This is a genomic window from Beijerinckia sp. L45, from assembly GCF_009765775.1.
Lineage (GTDB): Bacteria > Pseudomonadota > Alphaproteobacteria > Rhizobiales > Beijerinckiaceae > RH-AL1.
The window spans coordinates 1-20,885 of sequence record NZ_LMUU01000054.1; the positions used below are offsets into that span (position 1 = coordinate 1).

The 20,885-nt window shown below is 63.0% G+C and carries 24 protein-coding genes; 6 read left to right on the top strand and 18 right to left on the bottom strand.

Annotated features, from left to right (window positions below):
* The 3 genes from GSQ79_RS05455 to argE form a co-directional block, all read left to right on the top strand.
* Positions 1-286: PLP-dependent transferase (locus GSQ79_RS05455; RefSeq protein ID WP_174243163.1), on the top strand; the 286-nt coding region annotated here is incomplete at its 5' end.
* A 56-nt stretch (positions 287-342) separates the two neighbouring features.
* Entirely contained in the window at positions 343-735 is a 393-nt protein-coding gene (gene apaG / locus GSQ79_RS05460) for a Co2+/Mg2+ efflux protein ApaG (protein ID WP_158807722.1), read from the top strand.
* A 17-nt stretch (positions 736-752) separates the two neighbouring features.
* A complete protein-coding gene (gene argE / locus GSQ79_RS05465; protein WP_174243164.1) occupies positions 753-1,919 on the top strand; it encodes an acetylornithine deacetylase in 1,167 nt (388 codons plus the stop codon).
* On the opposite strand, the gene GSQ79_RS05470 is transcribed toward argE, so the two are convergent.
* Genes GSQ79_RS05470 through GSQ79_RS05480 form a run of 3 tightly spaced genes read right to left on the bottom strand, consistent with a single transcriptional unit; the run spans position 1,916 to position 5,045 of the window.
* Positions 1,916-2,893 carry an Hsp33 family molecular chaperone gene (locus GSQ79_RS05470; protein ID WP_246725117.1) on the bottom strand — a complete coding sequence of 326 codons (978 nt, stop codon included), beginning with the start codon at positions 2,891-2,893 and terminating at the stop codon, positions 1,916-1,918. The genes argE and GSQ79_RS05470 overlap by 4 nt on opposite strands.
* The gene (argF, locus tag GSQ79_RS05475; protein WP_158807724.1) at positions 2,890-3,846 is read right to left on the bottom strand and encodes an ornithine carbamoyltransferase; all 957 of its coding nucleotides are present in this window, start codon (positions 3,844-3,846) and stop codon (positions 2,890-2,892) included. The genes GSQ79_RS05470 and argF overlap by 4 nt, the downstream gene beginning before the upstream one ends.
* Positions 3,843-5,045, bottom strand: coding sequence for an aspartate aminotransferase family protein (locus GSQ79_RS05480; RefSeq protein WP_158807725.1), 1,203 nt, complete (start codon positions 5,043-5,045; stop codon positions 3,843-3,845). The genes argF and GSQ79_RS05480 overlap by 4 nt, the downstream gene beginning before the upstream one ends.
* Positions 5,046-5,603: 558 nt before the next feature.
* Between GSQ79_RS05480 and GSQ79_RS05485 the strand changes: the two genes are divergently transcribed.
* Positions 5,604-6,128, top strand: a complete 525-nt coding sequence (locus tag GSQ79_RS05485; RefSeq protein ID WP_158807726.1) for a GcrA family cell cycle regulator — start codon at positions 5,604-5,606, stop codon at positions 6,126-6,128.
* Between the two features lie 69 nt (positions 6,129-6,197).
* Here the strand turns inward: GSQ79_RS05485 and phoB are convergent, their stop codons facing one another.
* The 8 genes from phoB to GSQ79_RS05525 form a co-directional block, all read right to left on the bottom strand.
* Positions 6,198-6,950: a phosphate regulon transcriptional regulator PhoB gene (phoB, locus tag GSQ79_RS05490; protein ID WP_158807727.1), complete on the bottom strand. Its 753-nt coding sequence runs from the start codon at positions 6,948-6,950 to the stop codon at positions 6,198-6,200.
* 15 nt (positions 6,951-6,965) lie between these two features.
* A complete protein-coding gene (gene phoU, locus GSQ79_RS05495; RefSeq protein WP_158807728.1) occupies positions 6,966-7,673 on the bottom strand; it encodes a phosphate signaling complex protein PhoU in 708 nt (235 codons plus the stop codon).
* Positions 7,674-7,698: 25 nt separating this feature from the next.
* Complete coding sequence (gene pstB, locus GSQ79_RS05500) at positions 7,699-8,487, bottom strand: phosphate ABC transporter ATP-binding protein PstB (RefSeq protein WP_158807729.1); 789 nt, start codon at positions 8,485-8,487, stop codon at positions 7,699-7,701.
* The gene (gene pstA, locus GSQ79_RS05505) at positions 8,484-9,323 is read right to left on the bottom strand and encodes a phosphate ABC transporter permease PstA (protein WP_158807730.1); all 840 of its coding nucleotides are present in this window, start codon (positions 9,321-9,323) and stop codon (positions 8,484-8,486) included. The genes pstB and pstA overlap by 4 nt, the downstream gene beginning before the upstream one ends.
* 2 nt (positions 9,324-9,325) lie before the next feature.
* Entirely contained in the window at positions 9,326-10,318 is a 993-nt protein-coding gene (pstC, locus tag GSQ79_RS05510) for a phosphate ABC transporter permease subunit PstC (RefSeq protein ID WP_246725118.1), read from the bottom strand.
* A gap of 205 nt (positions 10,319-10,523) precedes the next feature.
* Positions 10,524-11,567 (bottom strand): phosphate ABC transporter substrate-binding protein PstS, encoded by a 1,044-nt coding sequence (gene pstS / locus GSQ79_RS05515; protein WP_158807732.1) that lies wholly within the window; start codon positions 11,565-11,567, stop codon positions 10,524-10,526.
* 143 nt (positions 11,568-11,710) lie between these two features.
* Entirely contained in the window at positions 11,711-12,760 is a 1,050-nt protein-coding gene (locus GSQ79_RS05520) for an ATP-binding protein (RefSeq protein WP_158807733.1), read from the bottom strand.
* A gap of 82 nt (positions 12,761-12,842) precedes the next feature.
* Positions 12,843-13,676: a 1-acyl-sn-glycerol-3-phosphate acyltransferase gene (locus tag GSQ79_RS05525; protein WP_158807734.1), complete on the bottom strand. Its 834-nt coding sequence runs from the start codon at positions 13,674-13,676 to the stop codon at positions 12,843-12,845.
* A 119-nt stretch (positions 13,677-13,795) separates the two neighbouring features.
* Here GSQ79_RS05525 and GSQ79_RS05530 point away from each other — a divergent pair, with 119 nt between their 5' ends.
* Both GSQ79_RS05530 and GSQ79_RS05535 read left to right on the top strand, forming a co-directional pair.
* Positions 13,796-14,737 (top strand): GNAT family N-acetyltransferase, encoded by a 942-nt coding sequence (locus GSQ79_RS05530; protein ID WP_158807735.1) that lies wholly within the window; start codon positions 13,796-13,798, stop codon positions 14,735-14,737.
* Positions 14,738-14,743: 6 nt separating this feature from the next.
* A complete protein-coding gene (locus GSQ79_RS05535) occupies positions 14,744-15,406 on the top strand; it encodes a DsbA family protein (protein WP_158807736.1) in 663 nt (220 codons plus the stop codon).
* 42 nt (positions 15,407-15,448) lie between these two features.
* Here the strand turns inward: GSQ79_RS05535 and GSQ79_RS05540 are convergent, their stop codons facing one another.
* From GSQ79_RS05540 to GSQ79_RS05570, 7 genes are all read right to left on the bottom strand, one after another.
* Positions 15,449-15,592 (bottom strand): DUF2474 family protein, encoded by a 144-nt coding sequence (locus tag GSQ79_RS05540; RefSeq protein WP_158807737.1) that lies wholly within the window; start codon positions 15,590-15,592, stop codon positions 15,449-15,451.
* Positions 15,573-16,595, bottom strand: coding sequence for a cytochrome d ubiquinol oxidase subunit II (cydB, locus tag GSQ79_RS05545; protein ID WP_158807738.1), 1,023 nt, complete (start codon positions 16,593-16,595; stop codon positions 15,573-15,575). The genes GSQ79_RS05540 and cydB overlap by 20 nt, the downstream gene beginning before the upstream one ends.
* A 3-nt stretch (positions 16,596-16,598) precedes the next feature.
* Complete coding sequence (locus GSQ79_RS05550) at positions 16,599-18,014, bottom strand: cytochrome ubiquinol oxidase subunit I (RefSeq protein ID WP_158807739.1); 1,416 nt, start codon at positions 18,012-18,014, stop codon at positions 16,599-16,601.
* Positions 18,015-18,097: 83 nt separating this feature from the next.
* Positions 18,098-19,027, bottom strand: coding sequence for a VOC family protein (locus GSQ79_RS05555; protein WP_158807740.1), 930 nt, complete (start codon positions 19,025-19,027; stop codon positions 18,098-18,100).
* Positions 19,024-19,926: an SMP-30/gluconolactonase/LRE family protein gene (locus GSQ79_RS05560; RefSeq protein ID WP_158807741.1), complete on the bottom strand. Its 903-nt coding sequence runs from the start codon at positions 19,924-19,926 to the stop codon at positions 19,024-19,026. Before GSQ79_RS05560 ends, GSQ79_RS05555 begins: the two co-directional genes overlap by 4 nt.
* Positions 19,927-19,937: 11 nt before the next feature.
* Entirely contained in the window at positions 19,938-20,387 is a 450-nt protein-coding gene (locus tag GSQ79_RS05565) for a cupin domain-containing protein (protein ID WP_158807742.1), read from the bottom strand.
* Positions 20,388-20,390: 3 nt separating this feature from the next.
* Positions 20,391-20,867, bottom strand: coding sequence for a DoxX family protein (locus GSQ79_RS05570; protein ID WP_158807743.1), 477 nt, complete (start codon positions 20,865-20,867; stop codon positions 20,391-20,393).
* Positions 20,868-20,885 lie beyond the last annotated feature (18 nt).

The window sequence follows — 20,885 nt, forward strand, 5'->3', positions numbered from 1 at the left end:
GACTCTCGTGAGCTTCGACGTCATCGGCGGCAAGGCGGCAGCCTTCCGCTTTGCCAACGCGCTTTCGATCATCAAGATTTCCAACAACCTCGGCGACGCCAAGAGCATCATCACCCATCCCGCGACGACGACGCATCAGCGGCTGACGCCGGAAGCGCGCGCCGCGATGGGCATTTCGGACGGCATGCTGCGGCTGTCGATCGGGCTCGAAGATCCCCAGGATCTGATCGAGGACATCGCGCAGGCCCTTTCGGCCGGCGCCACCCGCACCCTCGCCGCGGAATAGCGGCGCGGCCCCGTCCCATGATAGCATCCCCCGACCAACGACCGATCGATTGCAACATGTACAGCTGCGTCACCCGCGACATCGAGATCACCGTGCTGCCGGAATTCGTGCCGGAACGATCGGACGCTGGGGAAGGCCATTATTTCTGGGCCTACACCGTCGAGATCGCCAACCAAAGCGAGATCACCGTTCAAGTGACGGCGCGGCACTGGAAGATCACCGACGCCAATGGTCAGCTCGAAGAGGTCAAGGGCACCGGCGTCGTCGGCGAGCAGCCCGTGCTGAAACCGGGCGAAACCTTCCGCTACACCTCGGGCTGCCCGCTCACCACCTCGTCCGGGATCATGGCCGGCTCCTACCAGGTCGTGGACGAGGCCGGGAACATCTTCGACATCGAAGTCCCGACGTTTTCGCTCGACTCGCCGTTTACCAAACGCGTCCTGAACTGATCGAAAGCGGCGTGATGATGGACCCTTCCGATGATCTCGCCGCCACGCTGAGCCTGCTCGAGCGGCTGGTCGGGTTCGATACCGTCAGTTCGAAGAGCAACCTGCCGCTGATCGACTCCGTCGAGGCCTATCTCGAGGACATTGGCGTCGCCTTCACCCGCGTGCCGAACGCCGATGGCGACAAGGCGGCGCTGTTTCTGACCATCGGCCCCGCCATCGACGGCGGGGTTCTGCTGTCGGGTCATACCGATTGCGTACCCGTCGAAGGCCAGGAATGGACGGTCGACCCCTTCACCCTGCGTCGCGACGGCAGCCGCGTGTTCGGACGCGGCACCTGCGACATGAAAGGGTTCGACGCGATCTGCCTGGCGATGCTGCCCACCTTCCAGAAGGCGGCACTGAAGAAGCCGATCCATCTGCTGCTCAGCTATGACGAGGAGATCGGCTGCCTCGGCTCGCTCGACGCGATCCGACGTTTCGGCGTCGACCTGCCCCGCCCCGCCATCGCCATCGTCGGCGAACCGACGGAGCTGGCGGTGATCGATGCACACAAGAGCATCGCCACCTATGAGACGATCGTCCACGGCAAGGAAGCCCATTCGTCGAAGCCGCAGCTCGGCGCCAGTGCGGTCGAGGCCGCCTGCGATCTCGTCACCGAACTCTACCGCTTCGCCGAAATTCTTCGCCAGGAGGGTGATCCGTCAGGCCTGTTCGACCCCGCCTGCTCGACCGTGCATGTCGGCCAGATCCGGGGTGGCACGGCCCGCAATATCATGGCCAAGCGCTGCTCTTTCGACTGGGAGTTTCGCGGCCTGCCCGGCGTCGACCAGAAGCGTGCGCTGGCGCATCTCGAGGCCTACGCCGATCGAATCGTGTTGCCGAAGCTGACGCGCCATGCGCCGAACGCGCGCATCGAGACCCATGCCGACATCGAGGTTCCCGGCCTCGCGTCGGAGCCGGGATCGGCGGCCGAGACCCTGGTCAAAAAACTGATGCGCTCCAACAGCACCGGCACAGTATCCTTCGCCACCGAGGCCGGCCAGTTCCAGGGCGCCGGGATCGCCACGATCGTCTGCGGGCCAGGCTCCATCGATCAGGCGCATCAGCCCGACGAATTCATCGAGGTCGCCCAGATTGAGGCCGGCATCGGCTTCATGCGGCGGCTGGCGGAAGAGCTGAGTTAGACAAAGTCCGCCGGATCGAATTCACGGTGGACCGAGCAGAATTCGCAGGTCACGCCGATCTTGCCGTCGTCGCCGACCATGTCGCGCCTCTCGTCGGGAGAAAAGTTGCGCAGCATCGCTTCGATGCCATCGCGCGAGCAGCGGCAGGCGTCGTGGACCGGCTGCGGTGGGAACACCTTAACACCGCGCTCGTGGAACAGGCGAAACAGCAGCCGTTCGCTGGACAGCATCGGATCGACGAGTTCGTGGTCCTCGATCGTCTCGGCCAGCGTCCGCGCTTCGACCCAGGCATCGTCGAGGTCGGGCTCTTCGGCGACGTACGTGATCGGCGCATTGCCGGGATCAAGGTCGGCCTGCCGCTGGCGCTCCGGCGACGACGGAAGGAACTGCACCATCAACCCTCCCGCTCGCCAGCTCGCGCCCTCGCCCGTCACGATCTCCGCGACAGCGAGGCGGACGAGAGTCGGAATCTGTTCGGACTGCCGGAAATACTGGTGGGCGGCGGCCTCCAGTCCCTGCCCCTCCAGGGCGACGATGCCCTGGTAGCGTGACATCTCGTTGCCCGGATCGATGGTGAAGGCGAGATAGCCCTTGCCCAGCATGTCGGTCCCGGCAGGCGCCGCGGCGACCTTGTCCGCGTCGAACCGGGCAAAGGCACGGACGCGATCCGGTGCGTCGAAATCCACGACCAGCATGTCGATCAGCCCATCGCTTTTCGTCTGCAGCTGAAACCGCCCCTCGAGCTTCAAGGCGGATCCCAGAAGAATGGTCAGGGCGGCGGCCTCGCCGACGACGCGCGCGACGGTGGCGGGATAGCGATGCTGGGCCAGGATGTTGTTGACCGCAGGCCCGAGCCGAACGACACGGCCGCGCACGTCGAGCGGCTCGACCGCAAAAGGCAGAACCCGATCGTCGTAGCCTTGATCGGAGACCGGACGCATGGCCTCGAAGCCGGCTTCCCCGACATCCGTCATCGTTCGGAGGCTCCCAGACACCAGGCCAAGATACCCTTCTGCGCATGCAGCCGATTTTCCGCCTCGTCGAACACAACCGATTGCGGGCCGTCGATGACCTCGTCGGTGACCTCTTCCCCGCGGTGGGCGGGCAGGCAATGCATGAAGATCGCATCCTTGGCCGCGGCCGCCATCAGCTTGGCATTGACCTGATAGGGGAGAAGAAGGTCGTGGCGAAACGTCTCGGCTTCGTCGCCCATCGACATCCAGCAATCCGAGACGACGCAGTCCGCCCCGTCGACCGCGGCGAACGGATCCGTGGTGGTGGTGACAGCGGCACCCGATGCCGCGACCCATGCGGTCATCTCGGGCGAAAGCCCGAGGTCCTTCGGCGTGGCGACATTGATCTTGAAGCGAAAGCGCTGGGCCGCATGGATCCAGCTTGCCAGCACATTGTTGGAGTCGCCGCACCAGGCGATCGTCTTGCCCTCGATCGGTCCCTTGTGCTCCTCGAAGGTCAAGACGTCGGCCATGACCTGGCAAGGATGCGAGCGTTTCGTCAGACCGTTGATTACCGGCACGGTTGCGTGACGGGCCAGTTCGACCATGTCGGCATGATCGAGAATGCGGATCACGATGGCATCGACGAAGCGCGACAGGACGCGCGCCGTGTCGGCGATCGTCTCGCCGCGGCCGAGTTGCATCTCCTTGCCGGTCAGCATGAGAGCTTCACCGCCGAGCTGCCGCATGCCGAGGTCGAACGACACACGCGTCCGTGTGGACGGCTTGTCGAAGATCATTGCCAGCGCCTTGCCCGCCAGCGGCTTGTCGCGCGAAGGACTGCCGCGGCGCCAAGCTCCCTTGATGGAAGCCGCCGTGTCGATGATGTGCCGCAGATCCTCGGCGGAGACCTCGGACAGATCGAGGAAGTGCCGGGTCTCGCGTGCCGCGTCGGCAAAGACGGTTCGGGTCATTCCGCGGCCCCTCTTCGCGCGCCGGCTGCCACACTGAAATGCGCGCACGTGGCCGCCAAACGGCCCAACGCCTCGGCGATTTCATCGTCCGAAATGATCAAGGGCGGCACTAGCCGCACGACATTATCGCCCGCCGGTATGACGAGCACATGTTCCTGCCTGCCTGCGGCGGCAAAATCGCCTGGCGGCACGGCGAGCTTGAGCCCGAGCATCAGACCTTCACCACGCACTTCGGTGATGACGTCGGGATAATTCGTGGCAAACTCCGCCAGACCGTTTTTGAGCAACAGCCCCTTGGCGCCGACGCCCTCGATGAACCCGGGCGCCAACACGACGTCGAGCACCGCATTGCCGACAGCGGTTGCCAGCGGATTGCCGCCGAACGTCGTGCCGTGGGTTCCCAGAGTCATACCCTTGCCAGCCTCGAAGGTCGTCAGAAAGGCGCCGAGCGGAAAGCCGCCGCCGATGCCCTTGGCGATCGCGATGATATCGGGTTCGATACCACTCAACTCATAGGCAAAGAGCTTGCCGGTGCGACCGACGCCGGATTGCACCTCGTCGAGGATCAACAGCAGGCCATGCTCGTCGCACAAGGCGCGAAGGTCGCGCAGGAACGCGCGCGGCGGGACGCGGATTCCCCCTTCGCCCTGGATCGGCTCGACCAGGATCGCGGCGGTCTGCGGCCCGATCGCGGCCCTCGCTGCGGCGATATCGCCGAAAGGCACCTTGTCGAAGCCGGCGGCCTTGGGACCAAAACCTTCGATATATTTCTCGTTACCCCCGGCGGCGATGGTCGCGAGCGTGCGGCCGTGGAACGCCCCCTCGAAGGTGATGATATGAAAGCGCTCGGGATGGCCTGACACCGCATGATACTTCCGCGCCGTCTTGATCGCTCCCTCGAGGGCTTCGGCCCCGGAGTTGGTGAAGAAGACGTAGTCGGCAAAGCTCGCCGCCGTCAGGCGCTGCGCCAGACGCTCGGCCTGCGGAATCTGGAACAGATTGGACGTGTGCCAGAGATGCTGGGCCTGCTCGGTCAGCGCGCCGACGAGGTGCGGATGCGAGTAGCCGAGCGATGCCACCGCGATGCCACCCCCTAGATCAAGGTAGCGCTCGCCTTCGGCCGTCGTCAGCCACACGCCTTCGCCGCGGGCAAAGGCCAAGGGATATCGGGCGTAGGTCGGCAGCAAAGACGATGTCACGTCCCACTCCATGATTGAGAAGGGATGCAGGATGTCACAACGCAAAGCGCCGCCCGAGGGGCGGCACGAGGTGACACATTCCTTCTATCTAGAGTCTTAGTGGAGGCGGGTCAAATAGGTGAAGCTCGACGAAGGCTTATGCCGGATGTCGACGCATTCTCTACACAAATCAGCGTTCGGATCTTGGTCTTTGCGCCAAGAGATCGAACCGGCTCGGAGCACGCTGATCCCTGTTGCGCAAGCTATGCCGCCGTCGATTCCGGTTTGTTCCCCGTTTGATTCATATGCGTCCCAGAATCTTCGCGCTCATCACGCAAGCACTTGTTGAAAACACTTAATGAAGTGTGACGACTCTTGCGCCGGATTCAACGGCTAGTGTACCGTCCTTCTTGTCGACTACGACATCTCGTGCGGCAGGCTTTTCAGACAGCGTACTGCGTTGGACGACACCGGTTTTGCCGGTGCTGCGTTGCGCGATGGATTCCGGCGTTCTATGCCCGGGTTTGTCAGCAAAACGGAGCCGATTGCACGTGAACACCATTGCTTAGGAGAGAAGCGATGTCCTGGACCGATGAACGGATTGAGCTCCTACGAAAACTCTGGCTGGACGGGCTGAGCGCAAGCCGGATCGCCACCGAGTTGGCCGGGGGAGTCACGCGCAACGCGGTCATCGGCAAGGTGCATCGCCTCGGCCTGTCGGGTCGCGTCAAGGCCGCAGCACCGAGCAACCCAGCGCGGCCGCGCGAAAGTGCTCCGCAATCGTCCGCACGCGCGCCAATCGCACCGCAGCGTGCGGCGGCAATGCCCATGCGTGGCAACGCCGCCCTCGCCGTTCAGCCGCGGCCTCTGGCCATGGCGCAGGTTCAGCGCTCGTCCGGCGACGTCGTGCCGATGAACGAGCCCGTGACGATCATGGAACTGCGGGAATCCAGCTGCCGCTGGCCGGTTGGCGACCCCACCAGCGCCGAGTTCCGCTATTGCGGCGGCAAGGCGACTGCGGGCGAAGGCCCCTACTGCAATTACCATAGCCGCATGGCCTATCAGCCGATGCAGGACCGGCGCCGCGAACGCAAGATCGCGTAACGCAGCGCTTCATTCAGTCCCGGGCCTCTCTATGCGAGCCCCGGGAGGGATGCTGATGCCCGATATCGCTTATCCCCCGCCGAACGTCTCGTCGAACGCGTAGCCGGCGCCGCGCACCGTGCGGATCGGATCGGACTCGCCGTGCTGCGACAAAGCCTTTCGCAGCCGGCCGACGTGGACGTCGACCGTGCGTTCGTCGATCTCCGCCGACAAGCCCCAGACGCTGTCGAGTAGCTGAGCGCGCGAAAACACCCGTCCCGGCTTGGCCATCAGGTATTCCAGCAGACGAAATTCGGTCGGCCCGAGATGCACGACACGCGTCCCGCGATGTACGCGCCAATTTTCACGATCCAGTTCCAGATTACCGGCGGACAGACGTGAGGCCACACGATCGGGACTGGCGCGACGCAACAGGGCGCGGACGCGCGCAATCAGCTCAGGCACCGAAAAAGGCTTGACGATGTAGTCGTCGGCGCCTGTCGAAAGACCGCGGATGCGTTCGCTTTCTTCGCCACGCGCCGTCAGCATGATCACGGGCAGAGACCGCGTCGACTGCCGAGCACGCATGCGCCGGCAGATTTCCAGCCCGGAGACGCCCGGCAGCATCCAATCGAGAATGACGAGATCCGGCGGCGCCTCGATCAAGCGCATGTCCGCTTCGTCGCCGCGCTCGACGCATTCGACGATGAAGCCTTCGGACTCCAGGTTGTAGGCAAGCAACAGACTGAGCGTCTCCTCGTCTTCCACGACGAGAATACGCGGCGTCGCGCTCGACGGCGTCAGATTGCGCGACGTCGGCTTCGTTTCGGTCGAGATATCCATCGCGCCCTCATAAGGTCAGATTGAAAGCGACTCGGAGGAAAAGGAACGGCCCTTCGGACGATCCATCGGAAGGGCCTCGCCGGTCACCAGATAGACGACTGTTTCCGCGATATTCGTCGCATGATCCCCGATCCGCTCGATATTCTTCGAGCAGAACAGCAGGTGCGTGCAGAATGAAATGTTGCGTGGATCTTCCATCATGAACGTCAGAAGATCGCGGAACACGCTGTCTTCCAGCGCGTCGAGTTCCGCGTCCCGCGTCCAGACCGAGCGGGCGCGTTCGACGTCGCGATGGGCATAGGCGTCGAGCACGTCCTTCAGCGAAAGAGCGGCGCTCTCGTGCATCGATTTCAGGCCGATGATCGCGCGGGGGACGCGCGCCTCGGCGGCGATGATGATCGCCCGCTTGGCGATGTTCTTGGCGAGATCGCCGACGCGTTCGAGATCGGCGGAGATGCGGATCGCCGCCACGATATCGCGCAGGTCTACCGCCATGGGCTGGCGACGTGCGATCGTCATGATCGCATTTTCCTCGATCTCGCGCTGGAGAAGATCGAGACGCGCATCGACCAGCACCGTCTTTCGCGCCAGATCGGCGTCGAAATCGATCAGCGCATCCATCGCATCGGCGAGCATTTTTTCGGCAATGCCGCCCATCTCGGCGATCTTGCGCCCGAGCAGATCGAGCTCCTTGTCGTAGGCCCTGACGATATGGTCGCTCATAATTCTCTATCCTTGTGCCGCAGCATCAACCAAACCGACCCGTGATGTAATCCTGGGTCTGCCGGTTCTCCGGAGCGGTGAACATGGTTTGCGTCTTGCCGAACTCGATGAGTTCGCCGAGATACATGAAAGCGGTGTAGCTGGAGACGCGCGCCGCCTGCTGCATGCTGTGGGTGACGATCGCGATCGTATACTTCTCGGTCAATTCGTCGATCAGCTCTTCGACCTTGGCGGTCGAGATCGGATCGAGCGCCGAGCACGGCTCGTCGAAGAGGATTACCTCGGGCTGGATCGCGACGGTACGCGCGATGCAGAGCCGTTGCTGCTGCCCGCCCGACAGTGAAAGGCCGCTGTCCTGCAGCTTTTCCTTGACCTCGCCCCAAAGCGCGGCGCCGCGCAGGGCGGTCTCGACCCGGCCGTCGAGTTCGCTCTTGGACACCTTATGATAGAGTTTGATGCCAAACGCGATGTTGTCGTAGATCGACATCGGGAACGGCGTCGGCTTCTGGAACACCATGCCGACACGGGCGCGCAGCAGGTTCAGATCCTGTCCCGGCGTGAGGATGTTCTCGCCGTCGAGCAGCACCTCGCCTTCGGCACGCTGCCGGGGATAAAGATCGTACATCCGGTTCATCACGCGCAGCAGGGTCGACTTGCCGCAGCCCGACGGGCCGATCAAGGCCGTGACCTTGTTGGCATAGATCGACAGGTTGATCGTCTTCAGCGCGAGACTGTCGCCGTAAAAGAAACGAAGATCCTTGACCGTTATCTTGGTCGGAAGCGACCCCGGCTCTGTGCCGTTGCTGGAGGTCATGACTTTTTCCTTTGTGACCCGAGCACTCGGGCGATGATCGACAATGCGAGGACGGTCATCGTGATGATGAGCGCGCCCGTCCACGCCAGCTGCTGCCAATCGGCATAAGGCGAGAGCGCAAACTGGAAGATGACGACCGGAAGGCTCGACATCGGTGCGTTCAGGTCGGTGGCGTAGAACTGGTTGTTCAAAGCAGTGAAGAGGAGCGGCGCGGTTTCGCCGCTGACCCGCGCGATGGCGAGCAGGACGCCGGTCGTCAGGCCGGCCCGGGCGGCTTTGTAGGCGATCTTCTGGATTACCATGCTTTTGGGCAGGCCCAGCGCCGCGGAGGCTTCACGCAATTGACTCGGCACCAGCCGCAGCATGTCCTCCGTCGTCCGCACCACGACGGGAATGACGATGATGGCAAGGGCCACCATGCCCGCGATAGCCGAGAAGTGGCCCATCGGTGCCACGACGATCTGGTAGACGAACAGGCCGATGACGATCGACGGCGCGCTGAGAAGGATGTCGTTGATGAAGCGAATGACGAAAGCGAGCTTCGATCGATTGCCGTACTCGGCGAGATAGGTGCCGGCCAGCATGCCGATCGGCGTCCCCACAAGAACCGCGACGATCGTCATGATGAGACTGCCGACGATGGCGTTGAGCAGGCCACCGGTGTTGCCGGGCGCGGGGGTCATTTCCGTAAAGGTCGCGGGAACCAGTCCCGGCGCGCCCTTCATGATGAGGGCCCCGAGGATCCAGATCAGCCAGGCAAGCCCGAAGGCCGAGGCCGCGTAGCAGAGCGTAACGTAGAAGGCGTTCTTGCGCCGGCGCGCGTCATAGAGGCTCATGATCAGCGCGCTCCCTTCTTTTCGATCCGCATCAGCATGTAGCGAGCGATCGCCAGGACGAAGAAGGTGATGACGAAAAGAATCAGGCCGAGTTCGATCAGGGCCGACGTGTAGAGCGATCCCACGGCCTCGGTGAACTCGTTGGCGATGGTTGCGGAGATTGTCGTGCCGGGCGCCAGGACCGATGTCGAGATCCGGTGCGCGTTGCCGATGACGAAGGTCACCGCCATGGTCTCGCCGAGCGCCCGGCCAAGCGCCAGCATCACGCCGCCGATGATTCCGACGCGGGTGTAGGGGATGACGACATTGCCGACGACTTCGCGCGTGGTGAAGCCGAGGCCGTAGGCCGATTCCTTGAGGACCGGCGGCACCGTCGCGAAGACATCACGGGAAATCGAGGAAATGAACGGCAGCACCATGATCGCCAGGATGAAGCCGGCGGTGAAGATGCCGATGCCGTAAGGCGGCCCGGCGAACAGCATGTTCAAGCCAGGTATGGGTCCGAAGAACGCGATGATGCTTGGCTCGATATATTCCTGCAGCAGCGGGGCAAAAATGAAGAGACCCCAGATGCCGTAGATGATCGAAGGAATGCCGGCGAGCAGTTCGATGGCGATGCCGATGGGCTGGCGCAGCGGCTGCGGACAAAGCTCGCTGAGAAAGATTGCGATGCCGACGCCGATCGGGACGGCGATGACCATGGCGATGATCGAGGTAGCGAGCGTGCCGAAAATGGCGGCGCCGGCGCCGTATTTATCGGTCACCGGATTCCACACCTCGGTCACCAGGAAGCCGAAGCCGAATTCCTGGATCGCGGGGATCGAGCCGATGATAAGAGAGACGATCACCCCGCCGAGCAGGATCAGCACCGCGATCGCGGCGGTGAACGTCAGGCCGTGGAAGAACCGGTCACCGAACTTGAACCGCGCAAGCGCCTTGGCACGGTCGAACACGGTCGGCGTCTCGACCGCGCCTTGGGCTACCAAATCCACCACATCACGCTCCACGTCGGCAACTCTTTCCAGCTTGCGCGCATGACCGCGACCGGACCTGCCCAGACGGCACTGGGCACGCAGCAAATTCAGAGACTGAGCGCTAGCCCGATGGTGCAGCGATGCGACAGGTGGGAGCGCTCGGGTCGGGTGAGGAAGAGGAGCACTCCTCTTCCTCATTTGTTCGATAGATCAGATCATCGAGAGATCAGAACTGAAGCGGCTTGCCGTCAGCGGTCTTGATCTCGGCCCATTCCGTCTTGACCAGGGTCACGACGTTGGCAGGCATCGGGATGTAATCGAGACCCAAAGCCATATCCGTCCCCTTGGCATAGGCCCAGGAGAAGAACTTCAGCGCGGAGGTCGCAGCAGCGGCGTCCTTTGGCTGTGTCGGCATCAGGATGAAGGTCGATGCCGTGATCGGCCAGGACTTCTCACCGGGCTGGTCGGTCAGGATCAGGTAGAAGCCGGGGGCGTTCTTCCAATCGGCGTTGGCTGCGGCGGCCTGGAAGGCGGTCGCGTCCGGAACGACCTTCTTGCCTTCATGATTGATCATGTCGCCATAGGTCAGCTTGTTCTGCTTGGCATAGGCCGACTCGACGTAGCCGATCGAGTTCTTGGTCTGCTGGACGTTGTTGGCGACGCCTTCGTTGCCCTTGGCGCCGATGCCGACCGGCCATTCCACGGCCGTCTCTTCGCCGACCTTTGACTTCCAGTCAGGCGAGACCTTCGAAAGGTAGTTGGTAAAGTTGAAGGTCGTGCCCGATCCGTCCGAACGATGGACGACGGAGATCGCGGCCGACGGCAGCTTGACGCCGGGGTTGAGCTTGGCGATCGCCGGGTCGTCCCAGGTCTTGATGACGCCCATGAAGATCTTGGCGAGCGTCGGACCGTCGAAGGTGATGTCGCCCGGCTTGATGCCGTCGAGGTTCACGACGGGGACGATGCCGCCCATGACCATCGGCCACTGAACCAGAGACGCCTTCTTAAGCTCTTCAGCCTTCAGCGGCTTGTCGCTGGCGCCGAACGTGACCGTCTTGGCCATGATCTGCTTGATGCCGCCGCCGGAGCCGATGGACTGATAGTTCAGGCCGTCGCCGGTCTCTTTTTTGTAGGCATCAGCCCACTTCGCGTAGACGGGATAGGGGAACGTCGCGCCGGCGCCGGAGATTTCGGCAGCCTGGACGGGAAGGCTTGCGACGGTGCCGATCGCGGTAGCAAGCGCGATACGGGCGAGAACGTGCGAAGTCATGATGGGCCTCTTTGGCTCGGAAGGATCGTCGGAATGCAAGGACGCCGAGCAGCGCCTCGCCCTGGACCCTTAGAGCGGGACAGCCATCGTTTTAAGACAGAAGCATCTCAGTTTTATGACACCAATGATTACAAATTAGGCTGTTATTGTTGATGTAACGGAATAATAACGCGAAATGTCGCGCCGCAGCCCTTTTTGGAATCGATCGTCATCCGCCCGCGATGGCGCGCGACGATATGCTTGACGATCGCGAGCCCGAGACCGGTGCCGCCTTTGGCGCGGCTTTGCCCGGCATCGATGCGATAGAACCGCTCCGTCAGCCGCGGCAGATGCTCCTGGGCAATACCGGGTCCGAAATCCTGCACCGTGATGACGCCGTCCGTATCCTGAATGCTCGCGCCGATGCGCACGCGCTTGTCGACGCCATCCGAGGCCCCGTACTTGATCGCATTTTCGATCAGGTTTTCCGCCACCCGCAGCAGTTCGTCGCGGTCCCCGCTGACGATCACCGGCGCCTCGAGATCAAGCTCGAGATCGACCCGGTTGTCATCCGCGAGCGGCCCGAGCGTGTCCACGATGTGCCGCAGCACGAGTGTGATATCGACGGCTTCCTGGGGCCGCAAATGCAGATGCTGCTCGATCCTGGAGAGCGACAGAAGATCGTCGACGAGGCGCGCCATGCGCTGAGCCTGCTCGCGCATGATCTCGAGAAAGCGGGTGCGCGCCACGGGATCGTTCCGCGCCGGCCCTTGCAGGGTCTCGATGAAGCCGAGCAGCGAAGACAGCGGCGTACGCAGTTCATGACTGGCGTTGGCGACGAAGTCGACGCGCATGCGTTCCAGCCGCCGGCTTTCGCTGATCTCGCGGAAATAGAGGATCAGGACCGGTCCGGCATCGAGGACGATCGGGGCGATATTGACGTCGAAGACGCGTTCAACCGGGACCCGCTCGAGCCAGCTGGCGCGGCCCGCCTCACCGGTGAGCCGAACATGCTCGATGGCATCGAGAATATCCGGCGAGCGCAGAATGCGGGCGAGCGGCGCCCCGATACGCAACGCCGGGAAAAGCGCAAGTGCCGCAGCGTTCACCTCAAGGATCCGATCATCGGACCCGACCGCGAGCACAGCTTCCGGCAATGCGCCGAGGATCAGCCCTGCCGTTGTCACATCGCCGACGTCCAAATCTCGAATCATACGCCCATCTCGTCTTTTTCTACTTATGCGCAGCCTTCATCGTCATTGGCATGACAGTTTTTTGACGCACTCCGTCACGGCATCAAGCTGACATCGGCATCTCTGCCGGGTCGTCGCAGGCTTCAGCCGGAACATGGTTCGTCCAGGCGTAGAGCGGCCGCTCGGCCCGCGCCGATGCGAGCATGGCGATGATCGCGGCGCGCGACAGGCGGGCGACGACCTTGCGATCCGTATCGCGGCGATAGGCGAGCGCCGGCCCAAACGTGACGAGGCAGCGGAGCGGCGCGCCACGCAAGACCCGCCAGAGATGCGGAAGCAACGCGTCGTCGCCGATCCAGGCGGCGGCGGCAGACGAGTATGCCAGCGCCACCGGCTGAACCGAGACGACCTCACGCTCCGATGCGCCTCGAAGGAGGTCGCGCGCGGAGGCGAAATGCGAGGAATGAAATCGCCCGGGGGTCTCGCCATCGTAGGTCGTCCCTTCGGGAAACAGCAACACGATGCGGCCCTCGAGCATCCGATCCGCCATCTGCCGGTTGGCCGGCATAATTCCGCGTCGGCGGGAGCGATCGACGAAGACGGTCCCCTGGACTTTCGCGAAGGCCGACAGGATCGGCCAACGCGCGACCTCGTGCTTGGCCAGGAAGCAGAACGGCATGACGCTTCCAAGGGCGAGGACGTCGATCCAGGAGACGTGGTTCACCGCAAGCAGGACGGGACCTTGTCTCTCAGGCGATCCCGCGATGTCGATCGAGACGCGCAGGATGCCCAGAAGGGTGCGGCAAAACGCAATCGCGAGGCGCGCGGCAAGCGCCGGACTGCGGCGGGCGAGCAACATCTGCAGCGGCGCGCCGACGATAAAGAAGAAGACAAGAGCGATGGCGAGCAAAAAGACGCGAAAGAGGGTCATGACCATGTGGTGTTTATGTCAGCCTGTGGGTATCTCATCCGTATAGCGACAAGATGACATTTCCGGCATCTGCTCGTCATGAAACATTCTTGCAATCTCCCTAAGCGGGGCGAACGAAACGAACGATGAGTGCGCGCAACGCCATGGCGACCATGCAAAGCGACTTTGCGACCCCTTCGGGCTTAGACAACGCAATTCTCGTCCCCACGCCGTCGCGACCAGTCCTGGTCCGGACATCGGTCGAGAGCACCGCCGTTCTGGAACGCGCGGGGCCGTTCGAGATCCGTCTTGCGTCGAGCGAGAAGGAACTGCGAAGCGCGCAAAAGCTCCGCTACACCGTTTTCTATGAAGAAGGCGGCGCGATCGCGAACCGGGATGTTGCCCGATCGCGCCGCGATATCTGCCCCTTCGACGCGATTTGCGACCATCTGATCATCGTCGACACGGATGCCGTGTCATCGTCAGGCAATGCGAAGGCCAAAGTGGTCGGCACCTACCGGTTGCTGCGCCGCGACGTGGCCGAGGCGCACAACGGGTTCTATTCGCAAGGCGAGTTCGACATGCAGCCGCTCCTCGACCGGCAGCCGACGACGCGCTTTCTCGAGCTCGGCCGCTCCTGCGTCCATATGAATTACCGCTCGAAGCGGGTCATCGAGCTGTTGTGGCGCGGACTCTGGCTCTACGCCAAGCAGCACAAGATCGACGCCCTTCTCGGCTGCGCCAGCCTGCCCGGGACGGACCTCGACGCGCTGCGGCTGCCTTTGAGCTTTTTGCATCATTATGCTCAGGCCGACGAAGCATGGCAGGTCGAGGCCTGGCCGCATGGCATCGCCGACTTCACGCCGCTGCCCAAGGACGCGATCGATGTACGCCGCGGCATCACTGCCCTACCGCCGCTCTTCAAGGCCTATCTGCGCACTGGGGCGCGCTTCGGCCGTCATGCCGTGATCGACCGGCAGTTCGGCACCACAGACGTCTTCACGGTGATGCCGATGGGCGACATCGAAGAGCGCTATATCGCGCATTACGGCGAGCCAAGTTGCGTTTCCGGAGCGCCGGTCGCATAAAGAAGCATGCCGATCGATTGCAAAGCCGCCTGGTTTTCTCTTCCGACATGGGCCGCCGCCCTGCTGATCGGCGCGTCGGTCGCCGCTGTGGCCGCGCCACCGGCGGACCCGGCGCCTCCCAGCTTCAAAGCCGCGCTGCTTCACGATCCGGATTCGCCGGTGGTGGGAAACCCCGACGGCGACGTCACCGTGGTGGCCTTCACCGACTACAACTGCCCCTACTGCCGCAAGAGCGATGGCGATCTCGCCGCCCTGATCGCCTCGGACTCAAAAGTTCGGGTGGTCTATAAGGACTGGCCGATCCTGGCGAAAAGCTCGGTCACCGCCGCCAAGATCGCCATCGCATCACAGTGGCAGGGGAAGTACGCCGCCGTCCACCAGGCGTTGATGCGGATGACGGCTCGCCCGGCTACCGACCAGGACATCAGCCGGGCCGTCGTCGCGTCAGGGGTCGATGTCACCCAGCTCAACCGCGACCTCGACACGCGCGACAACGAGATCGTCGCCCTTCTCAAACGCAATATTGCGGAGGCCGACGCCCTGAAGCTGCAGGGTACGCCGGTCTACGTCATCGGGCCGTTTCTCGAGGCCAGCGCCCTTGACGCGGCCGGTTTCAAGCAGTTGGTTGCCGACGCCCGCAAAGAGGCCGCTGCGCCGCAGACACGGTGATCGGGTCTATGCAGCCGCAAGTCGGCAGACGCCGACATTGCGTCAGGTCTTGATCCACAGCCGGATGCCATAGGCGACGAGTCCCACGCTCAAGACGCCAAGCGCATAGAGCGCGACGAACCACCCAAGCCGCCGTAAAAAGCCCAGCGGCTTGTCGTCCGGCCGCTCAGGAATGGTAACCGGCATTGGCGTCGATCTTTCCGCGGAACACCCAGTAGGCGTAGGCCGTGTAGGCCAGGATGATCGGCACGAGGATAGCGATGCCGACGATGAGGAAGCGCTGGCTCGTCTCGGGCGCCGCCGCTTCCCAGATGGTGATCTGCTCCGGCACGATGTAGGGCCAGATGCTGACGCCGAGGCCGCCGAAGGTCACGAAGAACAGCGCCAGCGACAGAATGAACGGCCAATAGTCGTTGCGGCGCTCAAGGCTTCGGAACAAGCCGAACGCGAACAACGCAACGGCAGCCGGCACGGGAGCGGTGAGGATGAGGTTGGGAAAAGTGAACCAGCGCTCCCAATAATGCTCATGCAGGAACGGCGTCGCCAGGCTGACGGCGACGATGAAGCCGAGCGTCACGATGAGGCTGATCCGCGCCAGCCTGTAGGCGTGATCTTGCAGCTGGCCGTTCGTCTTCATCACCAGCCACGTCGCGCCCATCAAAGTATAGGCCGCGACCGTAGCGAGGCCGGTCAGAATCGAGAACGGCGACAGCCAGTCCCACCAGCCGCCGCCATAGGCGCGGCCGCTGACCGTGATCCCTTGCAGCACGGCACCGAGTGCGATGCCCTGCGCCAGCGCGGCGACCAGCGATCCGCCGGAGAAGGCCAAATCCCAGATGTTGCGGTCCTTGCGGTTGCGCCAGCGGAACTCGAAAGCGACGCCGCGGAAGACGAGGCCGAGCAGCATCGCGATCAGCGGGGTGTAGAGCGCCGGCATCAGCACGGCGTATCCTAGCGGAAACGCCGCGAACAGCCCGCCGCCGCCGAGCACAAGCCAGGTCTCGTTGCCGTCCCACACCGGGGCGACCGAGTTCATCATGACGTTGCGGTCGGCCTTTTCCGGGAAGAACGGGAAGAGGATCGCAAGACCGAGGTCGAAGCCGTCCATCGCGACATAGGCGAGAACCGCGAAGGCGATGATGAAGGCGAAAGCGGTTGTCAGCACCGTGTGGGCGTCAAAGGCGGACATGGTCTACTCCCCGGCCAGCGCTGTAGTGGGACCGATGGCCGAAGCGGGCGTGATGCCCGCGCTGCGCGTGGGCTGCCCATGCGCCGGGCCCTCCTCGCCTTTATGCGGCGCGGTAGCCATCAGACGGGCGATGATGGTCAGCCCGGCGGCGTAGACGAGGAAGTAGACGATCACGAAGGCGATCAGCGAGGAGCCAACGGCTGGCGCGGCTAGCGGCGAGACCGACTGCGTCGTCCGCAGGAGTCCAAAGACCGTGAACGGCTGACGCCCGACCTCCGTGGTGATCCAGCCGGCCAGCACGGCGACGAAACCAGCCGGACCCATCGCGAGCGCATAGCGATGCAGCCATTTGGCTTCGTACAGTACCCCCTTCCAGCGGGCATACAGGCTCGACAGGCCGAGGAACAGCATCAGAAAGCCAAGGCCGACCATGATGCGGAACGACCAGAATACGATCGGCACCGGCGGCCAATTTTCCCGCGGGATCGTATCGAGGCCCGCCAAAGGCGCGTTGAGATCGTGCTTCAAGACGAGCGACGACACTTTTGGGATCTGAATGGCATAATCCACACGGCCCTCGGCCTGGTTGGGAATGCCGAACAGAATCAGCGGCGCGCCATCGGGATGGCTGGTGTAGTGGCCTTCCATCGCCATCACCTTCGCCGGCTGATGTTCCAGCGTGTTCAAGCCGTGCGCATCGCCGGCCAAGATCTGGATCGGCGCGACCAGCGCGGCCATCCACATCGCCATCGAAAACATCGTGCGCGCTTCCTCGTTGAACCGATCGCGCAACAGGTGGAACGCCGCGACGCCGCCAACGACCAGCGACGTTGTGAGGTAAGCCGCGATGACCATGTGGACGAGACGGAACGGGAACGACGGGTTGAAGATCACTTTCCACCAATCGACCGGAATGAACTGTCCGACGTCGTTGATGGCATAGCCCTGCGGGGTCTGCATCCAGGAGTTCACCGAGAGGATCCAGAAGGCGGAGAACAGCGTGCCTGTGGCGACGAGGCACGTCGCCGCAAAATGCAGGGGCTTTCCGACGCGGCCCATGCCGAACAGCATGACGCCGAGAAACCCGGCTTCGAGGAAGAAGGCGGAGAGAACCTCGTAGGCCATCATCGGGCCTAGGACAGGCCCGGTCTTGTCGGCGTAGACGGACCAGTTGGTGCCGAACTGGTAGCTCATGACCACGCCGGACACGACGCCCATACCGAAGGCGACGGAAAAGATCTTCAGCCAGTACTTGAACAGGTTCAGGTAGACGTCGCGTCCGGTCCACAGCCAGCGCGCTTCCAAAACCATGAGGAAGCTGGCGAGCCCGATCGAGAAGGCCGGGAAGATGATGTGGAACGACATCGTGAAGGCGAATTGTGCCCGGGCGAGGATAATAGGGTCAAAGCCATGCAACATGATGAACGCCCATTGTTATCTTGAGCGTTTTTCGGCTTTTTGAGCGCAAAACTCAACTGGACAATTCGCCCGAGCCCTTCTTCCTATTGGACAACCATCACACGGTGCCCGTCGGGATCGAGGATCGCGATGGCCTGCACGCCATCCGTCAGCGTGACGATCCCTGGCGAAATGAACCTGGCTTTGGCGGCTATCAAGCGGTCCACGAGCGAAGTCAGCGCCTCGGTCTCCATGACGAACATGCTCGCGGCGATGTCGTCGGCGCGCGTGTCGAATGCGACCGGTCGACGCGCGCCAACCTTATACCCCAGCAACTCGACGTGCGATGGGGCATGCACCGGATTTAAACCGGTGACCGTCACCGCGGCATTGGGTACCCCGTCCATGCGGGCCTGTTCCGGGCCTATGTTTTCCGTTTGCTCGCCGAGCGTAAGACCGAGCACGTCTCTGTAAAAGGCAATGCTGCGCTCGGTATCCGACACGGACACCGCCGAATGATCGATGCCGAGAAACAGCGCACCGGACGCCTTCTCTTGCCAATAGGCGGGGCCTGTGCCCGCGGGAAAGGCCAAAAGCTCGAGGGGGTGCCCTTCCGAATCGCGAAATTTGTAGGCCGCGACCGAACCGGAGACCGGCGGCAAAACTTGCGGACCGTCGCTAATGGCGCTGAACCGACCTGCAGCCTGCAGGCGGCGGTAGGCCGCATCCATGTCCGACACGATGATTGCAAAATGCTGAAACCAGAGGTCGGTCGATGTGCTGTCCAAGGGATAGGCACGCCCCGGCGGATCGAAGGCCAGAAGGCCGATCTCCTGCGCCCCGAGCCGCATGACGGTTTGACGAATACGTGTATCCGGAACGCCGAGCAGCGTCGCGAGGCCGGCATCCTCCGCCTTGCGTTCGACAAATTCGAACGAGAAGGCGTCGGCGAAAAAGGCCTCGGCTGCATCGAGATTTCCGACCACCATCGCGATGCGACGCAGTTTCGTAATGGCTCCGGCACGTTCCGTCATGGCCAGGTGGCTCCCCGCACGTTGAGAAAAATGGAATAGAGGCTGTGCGAGGCACAGATGAACAGCCGGCTGCCGAAGCGATCGCCGAAGGCCAGGTTGGACACGAGCGAAGGCACCAGGACCTTGCCGAGCAGATCGCCGGTCGGGCCGATGCAGTGGACGCCATCGGCCGCGCTCGACCAGATATTACCGTGCTGGTCGGCGACGAAGCCATCGGCAAAACCCGGCGTGACCTTGTGAAAGACGGCGCCTCCCGAAAGCCGCCCGTCGTCACCCACATCGAAGACGCGAATGTGCTGCGTCGGATCGTCGGCGAACAACGGCCCCGTCTCGGCGACGTAGAGCTTGCGCTCGTCCGGCGAGAAACAGAGCCCGTTTGGTCCCTCGAAGTCATCTGCGACAACCCGCAGGCTCGCGTCGCGCGGATCGAAGCGAAACACCGTCGGCGGGAGTTCCGCCTTCTGCTTGCCGCCCTCGTAATCCGTCTGCAGGCCAAAGAGCGGATCGCTGAACCAGATGGTCCCGTCGGATTTCACGATGATGTCGTTGGGCGCATTGAGCCGTTTGCCCTCAAAGCGATCGACGAGCTTTGTCACCTCGCCGTTATGCTCGAGCCTGGAGATGCAGCGCCCGTGGTGCGAGCAGGTAATGAGCCGGCCCTCGCGATCGCGAGCGTGACCGTTGGCGAAATCAGAGGGCGCGCGAAACAGCTGCACGCCATCCGCCTCGCTCCAGCGCATGACGCGATTGTTCGGCAGATCGCTGAACAGCAGCATGCCCATGTCGCCGAACCAGACCGGCCCTTCCGCCCAGCGAAAGCCCTCACCAAGCCTTTCCAGCGGCGCGTTGCCGAGCACGTAGGTCTTGAATACCGGATCGATGATTTCAAAGCCGATCATGGATCTGCGCCTCAGCGATAGCCGCAGGGCCCGACCGGGCCGGCGCTCTCCTGGAGCTGCACGATCATAACGACGCAGGGCTCGTTGCCGATCGTCCCAGACAGATGACCTTTCTTCCCCTTGGCATCGGGCCTGCAACCCTGATCCTGGCCGAACGAGAAATCGCCAGCCCCCATTTCGACTCGGTGGCCATCCATCGTCTCGACGAACCAGCGGCCCGATAGCGGGACGATCCATTGCGGCTTCGGGTTTTCGTGCCACTCGCCGATCCAGCCGATCGGCATGATGCTTACGTTAACCGTCGATGTTTCGGTACCGATCTCGTTCTGCCACTGCGGCGCAGCGCCGCTCATTCCCTTCAGACGAAAGTTCGTCAGGGTGCAGAGAGTCTGGCGGCTGACGCCGTCCTCGCCGGTGTAGACATGCCAGTACAGGACTTCCGGCGGAATCGGCTCGGCCATCGTTCAATCCTTGTTTGCGTCGACGGCACCTGGCGCCACGCCTTCATAGACGCCTGTGGACGACAGCGGATGACTGAGAACAAAGCCGACCGACGCCAGGGGCGCGCCAAGCACCACCGCCAGCAACCCGCCAACGAGGCCAAAGTTTTTCAGAAAATCCCAAAAATGACTGCGCGCCTTGCTCTCGCCTGACGCCCAGAAATCGCCGTAGGCCCAGAAATCGTGGTAGAGCAGCGCCGTCACCACGCAGTAGCCGGCGAGCACGAAAGCGGCTAGCCGATCGTACCAGCCGCCGACGATCAGCAGCGGCGTGACGATCTCGCAACTCATCGCCAGAACGAGTAGCACGGGGCCGCCGGGCAAAATGCCGGAGTTCGCTTGCTTGAGCGCGCCGTCCCAGTTGAAGATCTTGTCGAGCGCGCTGAAAGGAAACAGGATGACGAGACAGATCCGGGCAATCGGGGCAGCAAGGATGCTCATCGCGGTGACCTTTCCGGC

Bases quoted from the DNA above. Each gene is read 5' to 3' on its own strand.
- apaG (WP_158807722.1), top strand. From the start codon at position 343: ATGTACAGCTGCGTCACCCGCGACATCGAGATCACCGTGCTGCCGGAA.
- argE (WP_174243164.1), top strand. From the start codon at position 753: ATGGACCCTTCCGATGATCTCGCCGCCACGCTGAGCCTGCTCGAGCGG.
- GSQ79_RS05470 (WP_246725117.1), bottom strand. From the start codon at position 2,893: ATGACGGATGTCGGGGAAGCCGGCTTCGAGGCCATGCGTCCGGTCTCC.
- argF (WP_158807724.1), bottom strand. From the start codon at position 3,846: ATGACCCGAACCGTCTTTGCCGACGCGGCACGCGAGACCCGGCACTTC.
- GSQ79_RS05485 (WP_158807726.1), top strand. From the start codon at position 5,604: ATGTCCTGGACCGATGAACGGATTGAGCTCCTACGAAAACTCTGGCTG.
- phoB (WP_158807727.1), bottom strand. From the start codon at position 6,950: ATGGATATCTCGACCGAAACGAAGCCGACGTCGCGCAATCTGACGCCG.
- phoU (WP_158807728.1), bottom strand. From the start codon at position 7,673: ATGAGCGACCATATCGTCAGGGCCTACGACAAGGAGCTCGATCTGCTC.
- pstB (WP_158807729.1), bottom strand. From the start codon at position 8,487: ATGACCTCCAGCAACGGCACAGAGCCGGGGTCGCTTCCGACCAAGATA.
- pstA (WP_158807730.1), bottom strand. From the start codon at position 9,323: ATGAGCCTCTATGACGCGCGCCGGCGCAAGAACGCCTTCTACGTTACG.
- pstS (WP_158807732.1), bottom strand. From the start codon at position 11,567: ATGACTTCGCACGTTCTCGCCCGTATCGCGCTTGCTACCGCGATCGGC.
- GSQ79_RS05520 (WP_158807733.1), bottom strand. From the start codon at position 12,760: ATGATTCGAGATTTGGACGTCGGCGATGTGACAACGGCAGGGCTGATC.
- GSQ79_RS05525 (WP_158807734.1), bottom strand. From the start codon at position 13,676: ATGGTCATGACCCTCTTTCGCGTCTTTTTGCTCGCCATCGCTCTTGTC.
- GSQ79_RS05530 (WP_158807735.1), top strand. From the start codon at position 13,796: ATGAGTGCGCGCAACGCCATGGCGACCATGCAAAGCGACTTTGCGACC.
- GSQ79_RS05535 (WP_158807736.1), top strand. From the start codon at position 14,744: ATGCCGATCGATTGCAAAGCCGCCTGGTTTTCTCTTCCGACATGGGCC.
- GSQ79_RS05540 (WP_158807737.1), bottom strand. From the start codon at position 15,592: ATGCCGGTTACCATTCCTGAGCGGCCGGACGACAAGCCGCTGGGCTTT.
- cydB (WP_158807738.1), bottom strand. From the start codon at position 16,595: ATGTCCGCCTTTGACGCCCACACGGTGCTGACAACCGCTTTCGCCTTC.
- GSQ79_RS05550 (WP_158807739.1), bottom strand. From the start codon at position 18,014: ATGTTGCATGGCTTTGACCCTATTATCCTCGCCCGGGCACAATTCGCC.
- GSQ79_RS05555 (WP_158807740.1), bottom strand. From the start codon at position 19,027: ATGACGGAACGTGCCGGAGCCATTACGAAACTGCGTCGCATCGCGATG.
- GSQ79_RS05560 (WP_158807741.1), bottom strand. From the start codon at position 19,926: ATGATCGGCTTTGAAATCATCGATCCGGTATTCAAGACCTACGTGCTC.
- GSQ79_RS05565 (WP_158807742.1), bottom strand. From the start codon at position 20,387: ATGGCCGAGCCGATTCCGCCGGAAGTCCTGTACTGGCATGTCTACACC.
- GSQ79_RS05570 (WP_158807743.1), bottom strand. From the start codon at position 20,867: ATGAGCATCCTTGCTGCCCCGATTGCCCGGATCTGTCTCGTCATCCTG.